The sequence below is a fragment of the Agrobacterium sp. CCNWLW32 genome (assembly GCF_037083425.1).
GTDB lineage: Bacteria > Pseudomonadota > Alphaproteobacteria > Rhizobiales > Rhizobiaceae > Agrobacterium > Agrobacterium radiobacter.
The window spans coordinates 71,241-88,499 of record NZ_JBAOJM010000011.1; the positions used below are offsets into that span (position 1 = coordinate 71,241).

18 protein-coding genes are annotated in these 17,259 nt (G+C 58.2%); 8 read left to right on the plus strand and 10 right to left on the minus strand.

The genetic code is table 11. From position 1 onward, the window contains the following. Positions 1-48 precede the first annotated feature (48 nt). The 6 genes from V6R85_RS20075 to V6R85_RS20100 are packed head-to-tail and all read right to left on the minus strand — an operon-like array spanning position 49 to position 6,003. Positions 49-477, minus strand: coding sequence for a hypothetical protein (locus V6R85_RS20075; protein ID WP_336377156.1), 429 nt, complete (start codon positions 475-477; stop codon positions 49-51). A 2-nt stretch (positions 478-479) separates the two neighbouring features. Further along, positions 480-1,349: a gp53-like domain-containing protein gene (locus V6R85_RS20080; RefSeq protein WP_336377157.1), complete on the minus strand. Its 870-nt coding sequence runs from the start codon at positions 1,347-1,349 to the stop codon at positions 480-482. A gap of 25 nt (positions 1,350-1,374) precedes the next feature. Beyond that, positions 1,375-4,323: a phage tail protein gene (locus V6R85_RS20085; protein WP_336377158.1), complete on the minus strand. Its 2,949-nt coding sequence runs from the start codon at positions 4,321-4,323 to the stop codon at positions 1,375-1,377. Between the two features lie 37 nt (positions 4,324-4,360). Then, on the minus strand, positions 4,361-4,789 hold the full coding sequence (locus V6R85_RS20090) for a GNAT family N-acetyltransferase (protein WP_336377159.1): 429 nt from the start codon (positions 4,787-4,789) through the stop codon (positions 4,361-4,363). After that, a complete protein-coding gene (locus V6R85_RS20095; protein WP_336377160.1) occupies positions 4,789-5,325 on the minus strand; it encodes an NUMOD4 motif-containing HNH endonuclease in 537 nt (178 codons plus the stop codon). Before V6R85_RS20095 ends, V6R85_RS20090 begins: the two co-directional genes overlap by 1 nt. Positions 5,326-5,337: 12 nt before the next feature. Further along, on the minus strand, positions 5,338-6,003 hold the full coding sequence (locus V6R85_RS20100; RefSeq protein ID WP_113101069.1) for a hypothetical protein: 666 nt from the start codon (positions 6,001-6,003) through the stop codon (positions 5,338-5,340). Positions 6,004-6,202: 199 nt separating this feature from the next. On the opposite strand from V6R85_RS20100, the gene V6R85_RS20105 reads away from it, so the two are divergent. Both V6R85_RS20105 and V6R85_RS20110 read left to right on the plus strand, forming a co-directional pair. Next, positions 6,203-6,757 (plus strand): hypothetical protein, encoded by a 555-nt coding sequence (locus tag V6R85_RS20105; protein WP_336377161.1) that lies wholly within the window; start codon positions 6,203-6,205, stop codon positions 6,755-6,757. After that, positions 6,754-6,987, plus strand: a complete 234-nt coding sequence (locus V6R85_RS20110) for a hypothetical protein (protein WP_336377162.1) — start codon at positions 6,754-6,756, stop codon at positions 6,985-6,987. Before V6R85_RS20105 ends, V6R85_RS20110 begins: the two co-directional genes overlap by 4 nt. Here V6R85_RS20110 and V6R85_RS20115 read toward each other — a convergent pair whose 3' ends face one another. Next, positions 6,988-7,632 carry a hypothetical protein gene (locus V6R85_RS20115; protein ID WP_336377163.1) on the minus strand — a complete coding sequence of 215 codons (645 nt, stop codon included), beginning with the start codon at positions 7,630-7,632 and terminating at the stop codon, positions 6,988-6,990. It abuts the gene before it with no gap. A 112-nt stretch (positions 7,633-7,744) separates the two neighbouring features. Between V6R85_RS20115 and V6R85_RS20120 the strand changes: the two genes are divergently transcribed. Then, on the plus strand, positions 7,745-8,032 hold the full coding sequence (locus V6R85_RS20120; protein ID WP_336377164.1) for a hypothetical protein: 288 nt from the start codon (positions 7,745-7,747) through the stop codon (positions 8,030-8,032). Between the two features lie 70 nt (positions 8,033-8,102). Here V6R85_RS20120 and V6R85_RS20125 read toward each other — a convergent pair whose 3' ends face one another. The 3 genes from V6R85_RS20125 to V6R85_RS20135 all read right to left on the minus strand — a co-directional run bounded on the left by V6R85_RS20125 (position 8,103) and on the right by V6R85_RS20135 (position 10,917). Next, on the minus strand, positions 8,103-8,654 hold the full coding sequence (locus V6R85_RS20125; RefSeq protein ID WP_336377165.1) for a hypothetical protein: 552 nt from the start codon (positions 8,652-8,654) through the stop codon (positions 8,103-8,105). Continuing rightward, positions 8,611-9,720 carry a terminase TerL endonuclease subunit gene (locus V6R85_RS20130; protein ID WP_442892981.1) on the minus strand — a complete coding sequence of 370 codons (1,110 nt, stop codon included), beginning with the start codon at positions 9,718-9,720 and terminating at the stop codon, positions 8,611-8,613. The genes V6R85_RS20125 and V6R85_RS20130 overlap by 44 nt, the downstream gene beginning before the upstream one ends. A 156-nt stretch (positions 9,721-9,876) precedes the next feature. Beyond that, the gene (locus V6R85_RS20135) at positions 9,877-10,917 is read right to left on the minus strand and encodes a hypothetical protein (RefSeq protein ID WP_336377166.1); all 1,041 of its coding nucleotides are present in this window, start codon (positions 10,915-10,917) and stop codon (positions 9,877-9,879) included. Between the two features lie 685 nt (positions 10,918-11,602). On the opposite strand from V6R85_RS20135, the gene V6R85_RS20140 reads away from it, so the two are divergent. The 5 genes from V6R85_RS20140 (at position 11,603) to V6R85_RS20160 (ending at position 17,231) form a co-directional block, all read left to right on the plus strand. Continuing rightward, positions 11,603-12,616 carry a substrate-binding domain-containing protein gene (locus V6R85_RS20140; RefSeq protein ID WP_020810725.1) on the plus strand — a complete coding sequence of 338 codons (1,014 nt, stop codon included), beginning with the start codon at positions 11,603-11,605 and terminating at the stop codon, positions 12,614-12,616. A gap of 69 nt (positions 12,617-12,685) precedes the next feature. Beyond that, positions 12,686-14,206 carry a sugar ABC transporter ATP-binding protein gene (locus V6R85_RS20145; protein WP_336377167.1) on the plus strand — a complete coding sequence of 507 codons (1,521 nt, stop codon included), beginning with the start codon at positions 12,686-12,688 and terminating at the stop codon, positions 14,204-14,206. Positions 14,207-14,218: 12 nt separating this feature from the next. Beyond that, positions 14,219-15,220: an ABC transporter permease gene (locus V6R85_RS20150; RefSeq protein WP_003505919.1), complete on the plus strand. Its 1,002-nt coding sequence runs from the start codon at positions 14,219-14,221 to the stop codon at positions 15,218-15,220. A gap of 41 nt (positions 15,221-15,261) precedes the next feature. After that, positions 15,262-16,236: a sugar-binding transcriptional regulator gene (locus V6R85_RS20155; RefSeq protein ID WP_003505921.1), complete on the plus strand. Its 975-nt coding sequence runs from the start codon at positions 15,262-15,264 to the stop codon at positions 16,234-16,236. Beyond that, complete coding sequence (locus tag V6R85_RS20160; protein ID WP_336377168.1) at positions 16,233-17,231, plus strand: aldo/keto reductase; 999 nt, start codon at positions 16,233-16,235, stop codon at positions 17,229-17,231. Before V6R85_RS20155 ends, V6R85_RS20160 begins: the two co-directional genes overlap by 4 nt. The last annotated feature ends 28 nt before the right edge of the window (positions 17,232-17,259 follow it).

Below are 17,259 nucleotides of genomic sequence, written 5' to 3' on the forward strand. Positions count from 1 at the left end.
TCCGGTATCCAGGGCGGGCGCCGGGTTACACTACCGGCCAAGCAGAGTTTACTGCGCAGACGGCGCTAAGATTTCCGCCGCCCTGTCTTCTCCAAAGAGCGTGGTGGCTATCTGCACTAAGAGCGGCCACAGTTCGTGGTCCTCGCGATAGGAGTTGGCGGTCTCGAAGATTTTACGAATGCGGAAAGGCTGTGCCTCCATCGCTGCGCCAACCTGATCGGCCTCGGCGCCAGTCATGCGAGACCAGAGATCAACGCCGTACACTACCGTGACCGGATCGGGAATTTCGATTGGCGGCGGCGTGTACTCAACCACTTCGCCATCAACCCATTTTCTGAAGCCAGAGTTATCGATGAGGTCTCGCCATTGATCCTCCGTGATTTCGATAGCATCCGGCGAGACGTTGTCGCCGTGGAGTTCATCGCAGTAGAACGCCAGAGGAAAGCCGTCATTACCGAACACAGCATAGATTCTCATGATTACCTCCCTATCGCGATGTACACTGCCTGGATGCCGCCAGAACCAACCGTTCCGCCGTTCACAATAAATCGTCCGTTCACAACGAAGTTCGAAAGCGTTATGGCGTTCACCCAAGTGACGAATGCTGCTGTCGCGGTATTCTCGACGTGGAAAGTACCGGTGATCACCCTGAATACTTCATTCGGGAACGCCATAGGAAAGGCGATCGTCCCAATCCCGCCGTTTGGCGTAACGGCGACACCCCACTGAATAATCAATCCGTTTGGCAGTTTCACCCATCCGTTGGCGGCCAGTGACTGAGCGCCTCCCATTGTGGCGAACATCGCCGCGCCAGAGGCGTCATCGAGAATTGAGCGAGCGAAAGCGGATAAATCCGTGAGGGCAGCACTGTTTGCACCTGAGAAGTAAGGTAGCTTGTTTTGAGCTGGAACCAGAGGCTGTAAAGCCCTGATCGCATCAGTGACGCCGGCGACATCTTCCAGATCAATCACCGTGGCCGAGTTGGGGCCGGTGAACAACAACATCTTGTCCGCACTCGGCGTCACACCGGCAGTCGCTGCCAGCGCGGGATTGTTGAGGCGCTGGATATAAGTTGCCAGTGCTTGCGCATTAGCGACCGTCTGCTGCCCGTAGGCTGTATCCCGCATAATGGCATAGGAATACGTGCCCGTCGGCCCGGTCCAGTTTAGAGCAGCCGTTATTTCCGTGTCGCTGTCGACGGTGGCAATCGGGAGAGGATTACCACCGTCAAACTGAACATAGATCGTTCCGCCGATGATCAGGCTGACTTCCCAAGCCGTATCGGTTCCGACCACAGCCGCGCTGCCCGACACCAGATCGATGGTGCCGGCTGTATAAGGTGCTGTCATTTCTTGTTCTCGCCTATTTCAGAGATCATCGCTTCATAACGAAGGCGCGCATATATCCGCCGACCATGCCCGCCGCGTTGCTTGGCGCGGTCGATCTGAGTTGAAACTGATAGGTCGTTTGGGTTCGACCAGACGGCGGCGTGTGCGTCATTACTTCCGTAGATGGAGATGTGGTGCTTGGAGCCCCCCCACCAAGAACGGTTCTTTGTCTCAGTGCAGCGCCGTCCTCCACGGCCCATATTCTGTACTCGGCGTTTCCGGCTGTGCCCGCGCCCACCGCCCCGTTGAACATAACTTCAATGAGGGGCGCTCCGGCACCATGAAAGCTGGTGAACGACAGCACTGTCGTGAAGGTTGTCGAGAAAATGTCTCCACTGTTGCCGCTTGTCGCGTCATATCGCGTTACAGCTCCCGGATCGATGTTACTCGTTCCGACGATCAGATTGTTGATCTGAGCCATATCGATAAGGGCATTGATGATCTTCACCACGCCGCCCTCAATGGCAAAGACCGCATAGGCGGTCGTGCCATCCGATACCGAGAACTGATCCACCTTGATCGCCATACGGGATCGCTGAACGCCGCCGGACGTATAGAGCTCGAGGAAGAAGCCTGTATCCTTGTAGGTCTGTCCGACACCGCCCCTGAGGAGAACGGAGAAGCGGGCATCGACGCCGGATGGAGCGGCAACCGCCTGAAACTTCACAAGACCCTGCGCGAAACGGTCGCCCAGTTCAGCCGACACACCAAGGAGGCTTTCCGATAGCGCCTGGTCAGCACTGACGCGAGCTGTCTCCTCCGTGATGATCTTGGCATTCGCCTCATCCACGGATGCCGAGACCAGACCGACTCGTTGCGCCATGGCCTCGCTTTCCGTGACGCGCACGCGGCGTTCGTCCGTGATTTCCGCCCGGGCCGATCCCAACTCGGCGCGGATTTCCTCGCGGTCGATCTGGCCAACGGCACCGACAAGCGAGAAGGCCGAAAGACCTTCCTCATAACGACGATTGAAGTCGTCCATTTCTTTTTGCAGTTCGGAAAAACGCTGACGCACTGCCGTTCCGATCGTCGTCAGGTCGACAACGACATCGATATCTTTCGCGCCGAGACGAACATTCGGCGTCGTGACAAGCATGTAGCCAGACCAAGATGTCGGGCGGTCTCCGCCGGGAATGTAGCGGCCCCGCACACCATAGGTCTCGTTTGGCAGAAGGCCGTGCGATGCAATCAGCGAGCCTGCTTGCGGCTGGTCGGTTCGACCCTCACTTACCTTTTCGAGGCTCGATTGCAGCCGCACTTCGTACTCGACAGCAATGACGTCATCGAGTCGTCCGTCTGTGTTGTCCCAGGTGATGCGGATCGCCGGACGTCTGGACTCCCCGAAGCTGTCAGTCAAAATCCACGGCTCGACAAACCAATCAACGATCGGCTGTGGCGTCGGCCTGATGACACCAAGCTGGCCGTCAACCGGCGGCTGAAACTCTGTATCGGAACTCCAGTCATAGTCAGCCGGGTCAACTTCGGTGATGTCGATCATCACATCGAGGTTGGCGCGGTCGGCAACGCCATCGAGCCGCATCGACTTTGCGATGTAGCCGTTGCGGTCTGACGTCCACGAAAACACCGTTCCCGGCGTCGCGTATGCCCAGAACTTCGGCGGCAGCACGATCGTATGCCTGCGGAAGCGCCGAGCCTCTTCCAGAGCAGATTTCATCAGGCGTTGAACCTGCTCCGGATATGGAACAAAGTTCAGGTCGACATCGGCCATCAGGCGGCGATTGCCGTCGATCGCTTCAAGGTCCGTTCGGTAGAGCGGCGGTGCGGTCTTGGCGACCCAGCCATCTGCCGGCGAAGGATAATTTGCCGAAACGCCGTTGATGGTGTCAGCCAGCCCGAGGAACGGCGTGAACTCCTGCTCTTCCGTCGACAGGATATCGTCGTCGGTGAAGGCGATGACTGGAGCATCAGGCGCACCGGAGTGCAGATAGTAGACGCCGCCAACTTCCGAAATCCTGCCTTGGCAGGCCGTCAGCAACGCTTCGACGGCGGACGTGAGCGGCGCTTCGACCTGTATCTCGCCGCTGCTGCGATAGGTGTTCACCCAGCCGGTCGATTCCAGCGTACCGGCGCGATGCTTCTCAATCTGGGTAATCCAGGCAATTGCCGGTAGACGCGAAGCCGAGAGATTTTGCAGACCATAAAACCACTGGCCGTTATAGGTGATGCCGCGCAACAGATTGTAGATCTGCACTGCTGGCAGGAAGTCACCGTCGCCGCCCCATGTGGCTGGATCGGCCCAGCGCTGGCCACCAACGCCGCCAACCGTGCTGTCACGCGACGGATCGTAGAGGCGCATACCTTCAAGAACGAACTTGAAGGACGGCACACCGGAGAACATGTTCTTCGAGACGCGAGCCGTGACAATTGCATAAGCAACACCGCGCCCGATGCGGTCCGGGTTCCACCACCTGTTGCCGTTGGAAACCGACGTGAACAGGAAGCTGTCAGCTGTCGTCTGCGTGCCGTCGTAGAACTTGACCCAGAGGCTGTCCGGATACTCGTTGACCGCATAGCCACGATCCGTGAGCCCGCCAAGCGTCACGCGCTCGCCATTGACCCAAACCTCGGCAAGGCCACGCACGGGCAAATCCGACAGCGCAATTACCTGCGTGAGGTAGGCGTTCGGCGTGTCGCCGTCTTGCCCCCAGGTATTGACGAACACGAGCGAGCCAGCCGTCGCGGTTCGACCGATAATGAAGGAGCGGGAAATATCGCCGCCGCCCTGCATCGTGCCGTTGATAGAGAATGTCGGGTCTTTGGGCTTGCCGGCCAGCGACTGCGCGAGGAGGCTGAGGCCTACGCCGACGGCGGTTTTCAGCAGGAAGGAGCCGACAACGCCAAGGCCGCCAATAAAACCGGAGACAGCCGAAACCACGCCGGATATCGCGACTGCGATACCAGAAAAAATAGCCATCGATTTTCCTTGGGATGCGCGTTGCGCGCGTGAGCCGCTAGAGCGGCTTCATGAAATGTGTTTCGACAGCGCTGTAGCCACGCCGCTCGTAAAGGTTGGAGACGTCGTTGGTTGCCAGCGATGCCATGCCGGCAACCACGCAGCCGACCGATCTCGCCCATTTCTCATAGGCATCGAGCATCTTGATGCTGCCGCGCCCGCGCGCGCCCGGCGTGACATACCAGACTGTTTCTTTGGCAATGCGACCAACGCCGAAGGGGTGCTCGAAAGCACACGCCATCAGCACGCCCTGCACGGGATCTCCCGCGACAAGAACGCAGGCCTTGTCCGACGCCATATGCTGTTGAAACAGCCGATCGGCATATGCCGCCTGGAATGGAAAGGTGAAGCCGGCGGCCTCGTGGCTTTCACGAAGGAGCGCCACCACGCGATCGCGGTCCTTGCGCGTTGCGAAGCGAACATCCATCACAGAGGAATCCAAGTTTTCATCCGTCTGATCATGCGAATGTTTGCTGACGTCACACCAAATCGGCGGGCCACATGCGGGTTCGGTTCCGAAGATTCTCTGATCTCGTAAACATCATCCCACGTCAGCTTGCGCAGGTGCGATCGTTCGCCCCTGTTATGAGTTCCGTGGCCCTCACGGTCGCGCTGATTTTCAGTTGGAGTAGCCCAGCGCACGTTCTCGGGCGTGTTGTTGGTAAAGTCGCCGTCATTGTGTGCGACCATGCTCTTCTCAGGCGTCGGCTGCGGCCCATTGAACGCCGCACAGACGAGCCTGTGGACATATGCCTTGAATGACCTTCCTTCGGCTTGCATGCGGACTGTCGCGTACCCGTCGCGGTAATCGAACTTCATGATGGCGCCGCGTCGGCGCACTGTTGTTTTCCTGCCGTCGCCGTAATCTCGCGTTACTGTTCGATCGACGGAGCTAACACGTCCAAGGTTCGAGACCTCATAGAATCCCTCAAAGCCGCAGACCGGCAGCCAAGCCTCAGCCATCCAAAAGCTCCTCTAAAATATACCTAAAAATTTGCGGCGCTTCGGCTGCGTGGCGACCTTGCCCTTTTCCGAGCCCCAGAAGAATTCCCACTCCGAAGATGTGTCAGCATCGGTGTAGAATGCATCACCGGCCTGACGCAGCACCTGCGTGGCATGACTGCGCGTCGACGGGTTAGACCGCGTCATTTCCTGCGTATGACTGGCACAAACCATCGTCACGCTGCCCTCTTCATTCTCGGAGGGCGTGTTGATCGTGATGGTATCGACGAAGCCAACGAAGCGGCATTCGGCCGGCGCCACCATCTGGCGGCTGTCCGGGTCGAACAGGCCTCGGTAAATCTCGACGCGGGCCTGACGGCAGTCGTACTGACGAACCAGCGTCTGAACGTGTTCACTCACCTGAGACAGGCGAATGTTGACGTTCTGCACCGACAGGTTGGCGACGAGCGGAATATCATCGATCTGCACCAGAGTGCCCGACCCGTACCAGTCACGCGTGACCGGCAGGCCTGTATCCGGGTGGACAATAGCCGCCGACACGTTTCCGACGTCCGACCACATGCCATCGGTGACCGGCGCACCGGTCGCTCGATCGCGCGCAACAAACCAGAGGAAGTCACGCGCCACCAGCTGCCGCGCCTCAAGCGCAGCAAGGTTTTCTGCTGAGATATTTCTCATTGATTTCCTGTGGGGATTTGGCGTCCGAAAGCCACCTCAAGTGGCCTAGACACAGACTTAAAGTTGAGCATAATCCCGCTACTGCTGGGGGAATATTATGCTTTCGCGGTTGCGCTCGGGTATCGATATGTGACGTCACGCCGTTCTGCCGGACATTGCTTTGAGCTTGTGAATTCAACAACTGCGATGAGGCCGCGTAGTGGTGATTGAAAAGTCTGTATTGGCGTTTGAGAAACGGTTTATGGCGGTATCGCTGACCACGTTTATGGCGGCATATTTCGTGGCACTGGTTGCTCCCCTTTTTCTCGCGAAGAAGGTGGTAGATTTCGCTGCCGCCGACTATTGGCTGATTTGGCCCGTCAATTTGTACTACATTAGCCAAATCGAAGCCCACTTTGGCAGCCTCAACGGATGGAATACCTTCTTGCTTTCCAACTACATCGCAAGTTCCATGATGATTTGCAGATTGGTCGCCTTGCTTGTATTGGAGTTGAGCAGACCCAAGCTCACGTTCAACTGGGGAATTTCATTCGTTCACGCAATGATAATGCCAGTGGTGCTTGTTGGCTTACTTCTTCCATTCGGAGAGGGAAGAAGTCGTGGGTTGACATTTTATGGCAGTCCGTTTGGCAACTCGCTGACGTCTACCCTTCTTTGTGCATTCTTCTACTTGAGCATCACCGATCCGCTCGTGAAGTTTATAAGCTGGATCAAGTTCATTTTATTCAGCAGGCGAGAGTCCGAGATTTCATGAAGTACTTAATCGTCGCGTTATCGGCCGCATGCCTGACCGCCTGCCAACAGGGTCCAATTGTAAAGCCAGAACCGTTTGACTGGAAAAAAGCGGTCAACAGGAATGCAGAGCGCTCTTGCCGTGACAAGAAGGGTACCGAGCTGTACGCGAAGTGCTTTGATCGTGAAGTTGCCAAGGGCACGCGTGAATCGAAAATGATCGCGGCGCATTTCGGGGTGAAAATTCAATGACTACCTGGTCTCAATAGCCTGAAACGTGACAGTGCCGCGACCAGTAGCCATGTCGGCAGTCGTTGAGATCGAACCAGGCACGATTGCCATGATGCAGGATGGTTTCACCAGCGTAGCTGCGACAGGTGCCACTACGCCTGGCCACAGATGAGGACGGACCTCAAACTGCGTCGTCACGCCGCCTGCGCCGGCCGTCATAGGCTCCATCACCATATGCAGGTCTTTGTCGCCGATCTGGATGTAATCGCCGACCGTGACCTTGTAGCCAGCGGGCAGGCCCGATAGCGATATTGCTTTGCGGTTACTCGCAATCGTGGCCACCTGCCCCACCCCGGTAAATGCGCCGCCGGTCGGCCAACTGCCGTTCGGATACGCCACCGGGAAACAGCGCGACTTCGGAAATGCGCGGAACGTCTTGAGCCCGTTTTCCAAGCTCGTGAGCCGCGCACGCCAGTAGTCCAGCTCGTTCGGCTTCATCGAGCGCGATTGCGCCGTCATTTGCCAGAGCGGCGAGCCCATGTCCTTGACGACCGTCTGGCCGCCTGCTGTGCGCGACTGCTCTTGCCGCCAAAGCAGATTGAACTCGGTCGACCAGCCTGGGAACTCATCGAAAAAAGAAGTTGGGAGCGGGTATGTGATTGTCATTGTGGATTCCGCCTATTGCGGGACTCGACTCCCGATTGTGTCCGTGCTCATTTTCTAGCGTTGAGCCTAAAAAGAATCGCATGGGCATGTCAGATGACGGGAAGGGGCACGAATGAGCGCTGGATTTGAAATACAGCTCGATGGGATTGAAAGGGTAAAACAAAACGGGGGACGCGGTGACTTTTACCAACTCAATTTCAAGACGGTTGGGCGAGTCGTTGAGTTTGAATTTCCAATAATTGTAGCTGCGGGTGATTACGCTGATACTGACGCAGTTCGCGTCGGTAAGAGCTATCTTGCGAGCTCACTAGCAAAGCTTGCAGAGTTGACGAATGAATGGGTTCTGACCGAGGATGAGAGGAGTTCTCTGCGTCTTCCTCAGAAAGAAAAGCCCCGGTGACTAGGTCCTGGTAGAATTTTTCGCTCATTTGTTTTCCTTGAGGATCCCTAGAGGCGGCACCATTGCCGCCTCATCCCAGCTTCACGTTTCGTTTCTGAGCCGACCGAACCGCAGCCTCTACCCGGCTTTGCAGCTCGCCCTGCATCTTGGCCAGCGCCCTTTCCTGCCTGGCAACTGCTTCGACAGATGCGCCGCGGTTGTCGACGACTGGATTAAAGTTGACGACGACACCGGCAGATTGCGCTGACATTGACCTCAAGCTCGGTACGCTCGGAACCGATATACCAACCGGGCCGCCGTTGGCGTAACCTTTGAGATTGCGCCGCATGGCCTCCATGGCTGCGGGCCCGCCGGCAGCTTTGACTGCCGCCTTATCGAAGACGTACTCACCTTTGTGAACGACGCCAGCAGGCTGGTATTTGCCACCGTCGCCGGTGTAGCCGCCTTCTGCGAACAAGCCGCCCGAGAGCCCGGCATATTTCGAGGCGCCACCACCAAACAAGCCGCCAAACAAGCTGGACAGAAGGCCTCCACCGCCACCAGCAGCGTTGTTGACCTTGAAGATACTGTTCAGCACGTCATCGATCAGCGCGTTGCCGATCTTCTTGAGGCTGTCGGCCAAGATGTCTGCCGCACTGGCGCCTTCGATGAAACCGTCGATGATGCCTCGTGTCACGTCCTTGGCGGTTGCCATAGCCTTGTGGGGCGCCGACGAGATTGCCCGCCTCTTGTGTCACCTCAATCTCGGCCAAAGCTTCGATCATCTCACCAAGACCAGCCGGGTCCACGGCGACAGAGGCCAGCAGCCCACGAGCTTTGACGTCGGATATGATTTCCACGATTTCGGAGATATCCTTCAGCTCGTCATCAACGATTGTCAGCAGCCCGTCACGCTTGAAGTCGTTGAGCTTCGATGCAATCGACTTGCGCCGCTCCAGCACGCCCTTGTGGCACCAAGCATGCGACCAGGACAGCCAATCACGGGATCCGCGTTCGCGTCCCAGCACCGTCAGACCGAAAAGGTCATCGAGGCCGCCGCCGTCGATACCGACCACGACAACCTCTGATCTCTCCAGAATGCTCTCCAGGTAGATCCCAGCGTCTGCCTTGTCGGCCCAGAAGTCCGCGCCGGCCCATCGGTTGGACCGGAGGCTCATTCCGATCTCGACGTTCAGGTGCTTGGCAAGGAAGGTGTTGCGCGTCTCGCTGTCCTTCGCGACTTCCTTGACCAGCTCCTCCTCGATCCACTCGGCGCTAACGGAGCGACCAAGGTTCGGGTTCGTGATGTAGAAGTTCTGCGGATCGAGATACGACTCCGCCTCGATCATCGCCTTCGGAAACTCATAGATCACGCCGAGACTCTTGCGATCGGCAATCTTGCCGTCCCGCACGTCTCGGAAGTAATCGAGCTTCGCCTTAAAGACGCCCGCTGGCGGCGCATCGCTCTGCGTCGACAGATAGATAACAAAACCCTCTGGTCGCGACACGAGGCCACCTGTGGCCTCCCTGAGCATGGCATCCGCGTTGTTGCGCTTGCCGAATATCCAGAGTTCGTCCACGAGAACGAACGCCGCCTTCTTGCCGCCAACCGTATCGGTGTCGGCCGCAACCACTTTCAGCTTTGCGCCGGTCACCCGGTGGGTGATTGGCCCCCTCATCGTGACGAACGCCGAGCGCGTAACCGACATGGCAGCCGCAAAGCCCGATCTTGATGCAGTCACCGGCGCACTGGTCCCAAGGCTGGCCATTCGCGGGGCGCGGGCACTGCGTGTCTTTAAGCGTTGCTTCCAGGAGCTTGACGCGCCGCGCCAGCGAAATACGGGTTTTGATGATTTCGAGCAGGATCATGCAGCCCTCCCTGACGCCGGCTGGCGGATTTTCTTTGTTTTCCGGAACCATGTGATCGCCAGCGCCTTCCAGAGCGCCCACTTATGCGTCAAGGCCAGTTGCTTGGCTGCATCGAGGTCAGCGGCCCATGAACCCGTCATCGCGTCTACGAGGTCGTCGGGCTTGAAGTATTCCCGGTACTCATCATCAGACATCAGCAGTTCGACTGCTTTAATCTGCGGCTTGAGGATCGGCGCGAAACCGGCCTTCACGAGGAGTTGCAGGATATCCCGTGAAGGCTCATTGCCGCGCTTCTTGATAAGTTCGGTAATCGCCGTGATAGACACTGTCTCACCTGGACGAGCGACACCGCCTGCGCCGGGGTGACGGAGAATAACCACACCGGCCTGTTTGCAGACATAGTCGATCGTGAGAGCGTCAAGGTCACGCGCCACCAGCGCCGACTGATGAAGCTGAAGCGCCGTGACGCCAAGACGTTCAGTGTTTTGCCCTACGAATGCCGCGGCTTGCGATGATGTGGCGGCGGCCTCGACAATCATAACCGGGATGAAAACGATCTCGGGATGGCTTGCCGCCGCAATCGCGGTGTGCTGCCCGTCGAGAACCTTCAGGACCGTCTTGCCATCGTGCTCCGCATAGGCGCAGATCGGAGGCTTGAACTTGTTCCAGTCCCATGCCTCTATAATCTTGCGGATTTGAGTGAGGCCACGGCTGCCGATGTTCCGCTGATAGGCGGGGTCAACATACAGATCGGTCGGCCTGACACGCTCGCATATCGGCTCCCCGTTTTCAGGCGATGCCATGTCGAGGCCGGTAATGTTGACAGGTTCGATCACCCGAAGCTTGAACATCACATCAGCCGCGAGGATATCATTCGCCAGCTTGAGCGCCTGCCGGATTAACGCATCGTCCGCCGTCGGAAACTCACGGGCGCAAGTCTTCGCGATGGCGTCGGTCATCTCCTCGGCAGTGCACTTCTTGCCGTTCTTCTTTGCCGTCTCGTCAATTAGAAACTTCGCGATTTCGAGGGCGTTCATTCAACCGCCCTCCAAGTCAGGAAGGACACGGCAAGCTTGTCGCCACGGGCAGCTTTGCGGGTATATGCCCGGTACTCGCCGGAACATCTGCGTGACCTGGCAGATACCTTGGACATGAAAAACAATGACCCGGAACCAAGGTATCGAACCTCTGACCCGGTAATGAAAGCAGTTTGATAACGATATCAACGGCCTGATTTACGAAGTGCTCCTCAGGTTCAGCGAACCTGAAAATCGGAACACAGACGGAACGTAAGACCGGAAACGGCAGTTTACGAAGCGGATATGTCCCAGAAATGCAGGACTTTCCGCTGGAGGCCGAAAGTTGACATCGTAGGGGTCACAGGTTCAATCCCTGTCACGCCCACCATCCGAATTCATGAAAAGGGTTTCTGAGCAATCAGAAACCCTTTTTTCGTTTCTGGCCTGCGCTTACCGCAACCTCCTTTCTCAAGCTTAAGAATTCTTCGGGACCTGGTCGACATCAGGAAATCGACAAGGCGGGAATCGTTTGCGCTGGTTTCAATCTTGGCCGCAATCGTGTCTCGCAATAAATTTCACGATACAAAATAAAATTCAAACCACGTTGACGTGACCTCGGTTTCCGGCTATCTCAAGTGACATGCAATAAATTACATCATATAAAATTTATTGCGGACTAAGTCATTGTCCTTGGGAGGGGAATATGTTGGCTTTTCTGAAATCGACCGCTGCCGCGGGTGTTTTAGCCGTGGCGATTTCCGCTGGTGCCGGTTCTCAGGCCGTCGCTGCGGGCAAATTCGCCTGCGAGCCGGGCGAGACCTATGTGATGAACGTCATGGTTTCCAGCCACCCCTATTGGGTGCCGGTCTTTGAGGGCTTCAAGCAGGCAGCAAAGGCGCTCGGCTGCGAGGCCGTTTTTACCGGTACGCCGGAATATGACATCACCAAGCAGATCGCGTCCTTCGAGCAGGAACTCGTGAAGAAGCCGAAAGGCATCCTGCTGCACCCGATGCAGGCCGATCCATTTATCGAACCCATCAACAAGGCGATTGGCTCCGGCGTTTCGGTGACGACTTTTGCGGCGGATTCTCCGAAGTCGAAGCGCACCGCCTACATCACCTCTGATAATGTCGCCGAGGCGAAATTCGCGGCTGACGAAATCGTCAAGAAGCTTGGTGAAAAAGGCGAATATGCCGTTCTGGAAAATCCGGGACAGAGCAATCACGATCTGCGCGTCACCGCCCTCATCGACTATATGGGGCGCACCTATCCGGGAATGAAGCTGGTCGGCCGCCAGGCGACCAACCAGGATGCGAATGTCGCCTATCAGGCAGTTGGCGCCCTGCTGCAGGCCAATCCAAATCTCGGCGCATTATGGATACCCGAGGCCGGTTCGGCTGAAGGCGCGACCACCGCTGTTCTCGAGGCAAAAAAGAAGGTCCTGATCCTGCATGCGGATATCACGCCTGCAACGCTGGAACATATCAAGCAGGGCAATATCTACATGTCCATCAATCCCAATCAGGGCGTTCAGGGTTTCATGGGTTTCATGAATACCTTTCTCGGCGCCCATTCGGACCTGATCGACCCATTCAACGACTACAAGGTTTCCGGCTTCAACCCGATGCAGGTTCCTTCGATGGACAATGGTTTCGCCGTCATCACCAAGGCGAACGCCGCTTCCTTCGATCTCAACGACTATATGAAGGGGCGCTGACGCGTCGCTCTGGACCCGGCGAGGTTTGCGCCTCGCCGGCCATAAGGGAAGCAGGTTCGGGAGGGCGTTATGGGTGAGGTCATCCTCAGCATGACGAATATTCACAAGGCGTTCGGCCCCGTGCGGGCGCTGCGCAATGCGGCATTTGAGCTGCGGCGTGGCGAAATCCACGCACTGGCGGGTGAAAACGGCGCCGGCAAATCAACGCTGATGCATATCATCGACGGCATTCTGCAGCCGGATGGTGGGGAAATCCTGCTGGATGGAAAACCGGTCAAGATATCCTCGCCCAATGCGGCGAACCGGCTTGGCATCGGCTTCGTGCATCAGGAGATCGCGCTCTGCCCGGAGATTTCGGTCGCCGAAAACATGTTCATGTCGCAGACCGGCCAAAGCCGTTCCTGGTTCATGAACTATCGCGACCTCGAAAGGCAGGCGGCAATCGTGCTGCGGGAAATCGGCGATATCGATCCCACCCGCCGCGCCGGCGACCTTTCGATTTCGCAACAGCAGATCGTTGAGATCGCCAAGGCGCTGACGCTGGATTGCCGCATCCTGATCCTTGACGAGCCGACGGCGGCTTTGACCGAGACCGAAGCCCAGACGCTTTTCAGGATCATGCACCGGCTGGCGGAACGGGGCATTGCCATCATCTATATCTCGCATCGCATGGCGGAGATTTTCGACCATTGCGACCGCATCACCGTCATGCGCGACGGCTGCCATATCAGGACGGAGAATATTGCCGACATTTCCCCCGAGGAGGTCGTCAACAGCATGGTCGGACGGGTGCTCGACAAGCTCTACCCGCCAAAGCTTTCGGACGACGAGAAATCCGATGACATCATTCTTTCAGTCCGTGGCCTGAATGAAGGAAAGCGCGTTTTCGATGTCAATTTCGATCTGCGTCGGGGCGAAATCCTGGGGTTGGCAGGGCTGATCGGTGCGGGAAGAAGCGAGATCGCCCGGGCGGTCTGCCGGCTGGAGGGGAAACCGAGAGGCGAGGTTACGCTGCGTGGCCGGCCGCTGAGGCTGAAAGACTACCGTGACAGCATCCGCGAGGGGCTGGTCTATCTGTCCGAGGACCGCAAGGGGGACGGGCTGTTCCTCAATATGTCCATCGCCTCGAATGTCTCCGCGCTCGATATCGGCAGGGTATCGAACGGCATGGGCTTCATCGAACGGCGCAAGGAGATGAAGCGGGCCGATGAGCTGGGACGTCGGCTGAAATTGCGGGCGAACAGTGTTGGCGATGCGGTGTGGACCTTGAGCGGCGGCAACCAGCAGAAGGTAGCGCTGGCGAAGATGCTGTCGGTAGAGCCGGAGGTCATCTTTCTGGATGAGCCGACACGCGGGGTGGATGTGGGCGCGAAGGCGGAAATCCACCGCCAGATCCGGGAACTGGCGCGTGAGGGGGTCGGCGTGGTCGTCATTTCTTCGGAACTGCCGGAACTTATCGGCGTCAGCGATCGCGTGCTGGTGGTGCGCGAGGGACGGATCACGGGTGAGGTCGAGGGCGAAGACATGACGGAGGAAAAGATCATGCAGCTTGCATCGATCAATATTGTGCATAGCCCGGAAAGGGCCTGAGGGAGCGGGAAAATGGCAACATCGGAAACACCTTCAAGCCTTGCCGAAACGGCGGTTCGCCGCACCGCCTGGTGGGAGCCGGCGCTCAAGGCGCGGGAAACCGGGCTGATCGTCATCATCCTTGCGCTTTTTGCAGTGATGTCCTTCATATCTCCCTATTTCCTGACCGTGGACAATCTGCGGGCCATGGCCATGGTCTTCGCCATTGAAAGCATTGTCGTGGTTGGCATGACGATCCTCTTGATCTCGGGCGGCATCGATCTTTCGGTCGGCTCCGTCACCGCACTGGCGATGGTGGCGGCCGGCTGGCTTTTCCTTAACGGTGTCGATCCCTGGGTGGCGGCGGGGCTGGCGATCTGCCTGACGACATTGGTCGGCATGGCCATGGGATTCCTGACCACGGTCATCGGCCTGCATCATTTCATCGTATCGCTGGGCGTCATGGTGATTGCGCGCGGTGTTTGCCTGCTGGCAACGGGCGGGCGGCCGCTCGGGCTCTATTCCCTGCCGCCCGAATTCAAGTTCATCGGCCAGGGTGTGATTGGCGGCATTCCGCTGGTGCTGATCATATTTGCGGTGGTGGTCGTCTCTTTCGATCTGCTGCTGCGGCGCACGACCGCCTTCCGCAAGGTGTTCTATACCGGCAGCAATCCCAAGGCCGCAGCCTATTCCGGCATCCGCGTCGGCCGGGTCGTGTTTGCCACCACCACGCTTTGTTCGATGCTGTGCGGTGTTGCAGGCGTTATCTATATGGCCCGCTTCGGTTCTGCCCAGCCGAGCTTTGGCGTCGGCATGGAACTTAACGTGATTGCGGCGGCGGTCATCGGCGGCGCGAGCCTTTCGGGCGGCTCGGGCACCATTCTCGGTGCAATCCTTGGGGCGATCCTTCTCTCGGTCGTTTCCAGTTCGCTTGCCTTGCTCAATGTGTCTGTCTACTGGCAGGACATCATCAGGGGAAGCATATTGCTGACTGCGGTTCTGTTCGACCACTATCTGGTCAGGCGTCGCCGCTGAGCGCCCATTGAACGCCCAAGGGCAACTGGAGAAAGACGATCATGCTGGATATCAAGGACGATTTCGATCAACAGAGACAGATGTATTCCGTCCTGGTGCTGCATTTCATCGAGGGTGTGAAGCAGTCGGAGATCGCCGAGCGGCTCAATCTTTCCCATACCAAGGTGAACCGCATGATTGCGGCGGGCCGCAAGGCGGGCATGGTGAAGATCACCATTGCCAGCCCCTATCAGCGGTTGGTGGACCTCGAAAGCGAGATCACCCGTCGTTTCGGCCTCCGGCAGTCTGTGGTCACACCGACGGTATCCGATAATCCGGAAACCGCCTTGCAGATGGTGGGTCGGGTGGCCGCCAACCACTTGCTGGAGACGATCCGTGACGGTGACGTGATCGCGATTACGGGCGGCAAGGCGGTGAGCGCGGTTGTCGACAATCTGCAGGCGGAGCGTCGTTTCGATGTGCGGGTGGTGCCTTTGACGGGCGGCGTGCAGGGCAAGCACTATACGGATGTCAATCATCTCGCCACGCAGCTGGCGGAAAAGCTCGGCGGCAGCGCCTCGCTCGTGCATGCGCCGCTGTTTGCCGAGGATGAGGAACAGCGCGATTTGCTGATGAACGTCGCATCGATCCGCGAGGTCTTCGATCTGGCGCGGCAGGCGCAGGTGGCGCTGGTCGGCATCGGTTCGGTGGAGGCGCCGGGCTCCGGCTACTACGATCTTCTGCCGGATGCCGCCCGTGGCGGGCAGGCGCTGGTGGATGCGGGCATTGCCGGGGAATTTCTTGCCCACCTCACCATGGCGGACGGGCAGCTGGCGCGGATCGATCTCAACTCGCGCGTGGTGGCGCTGGACCCGGGGCAGCTTGCCCGGTGTCCGAATATCATCGGCGTGGCGGCAGGCGCCATCAAGGCCGGCCCGGTGGCTGCCACGCTTGCCGGCCGTTATCTGACCTCGCTCGTCGTGGACGAGGCAATAGCCGGCTATTTACTGGATCATGAAGGAGGGGAAACCTCGTGACAGACAATGCAATATTGACCCGGACAATCGGCGACAGCGCCATCAGCGCATCCGCCGTGGGGCTTGGCACCTGGGCCATCGGCGGCTGGATGTGGGGTGGCACCGACGAGCGGCAATCCATCGCCGCCATACAGGCCTCCATCGATGCGGGAATTTCCCTCATCGATACCGCACCGGCCTATGGCATGGGGCTTGCGGAAACCATCGTCGGCAAGGCAATTGCCGGCAGGCGTGACAAGGTGGTGCTGGTCACCAAATGCGGGCTTGTCTGGCATGTGAATGAGGGTGCCTATTTCTTCCATCAGGATGGCAAGCCGGTTCACCGTTATCTCGGCGCCGCGTCCATCCGGCATGAGGTCGAAGAGAGCCTGAAACGGCTCGGAACCGACTATATCGACCATTACGTCACCCATTGGCAGGACGCCACGACGCCGATTGCCGAGACGGTCGGGGCTTTGGTGCGGCTGAAGGAGGAGGGAAAGATCCGTTCCATCGGGGCAAGCAACGTTTCGCCGGACGATCTCGAAGCCTATATCGCAACCGGCGCGCTGGATGCCATTCAGGAAGAATATTCCATGGTGAAGCGCGGTATCGAGACGACGCTCCTGCCGCTTTGCCTGGAGAATGCCGTCTCGGTTCTCAGCTATTCGTCGCTGGCGCTCGGTCTCCTCTCGGGCAAGGTCGGGCCTGAACGGGTCTTTGCGGAAGACGACCAGCGTCACGGAAATCCGCGCTTCAGTCAGGCGAACCGCCAGAAAATCGCACGGTTGATGGGGGTGCTGGAACCGGTGGCGGCCACCCATGAGGCTTCGGTCGCGCAGGTGGTGATTGCCTGGACGATTGCGCAGCCCGGCATAACATTTTCGCTGTGTGGCGCGCGTGATCCGGCTCAGGCGGTTGAAAACGCCGCGGCGGCGCGTCTTCGCCTCACGGAGAGTGAACTGGCGCTCATCAGTGCCGGCGTCGCGGAGCATCTTGTGGGGCTCGATACCTGATTATGTAAGCTGAGATGGGACTTCAGGC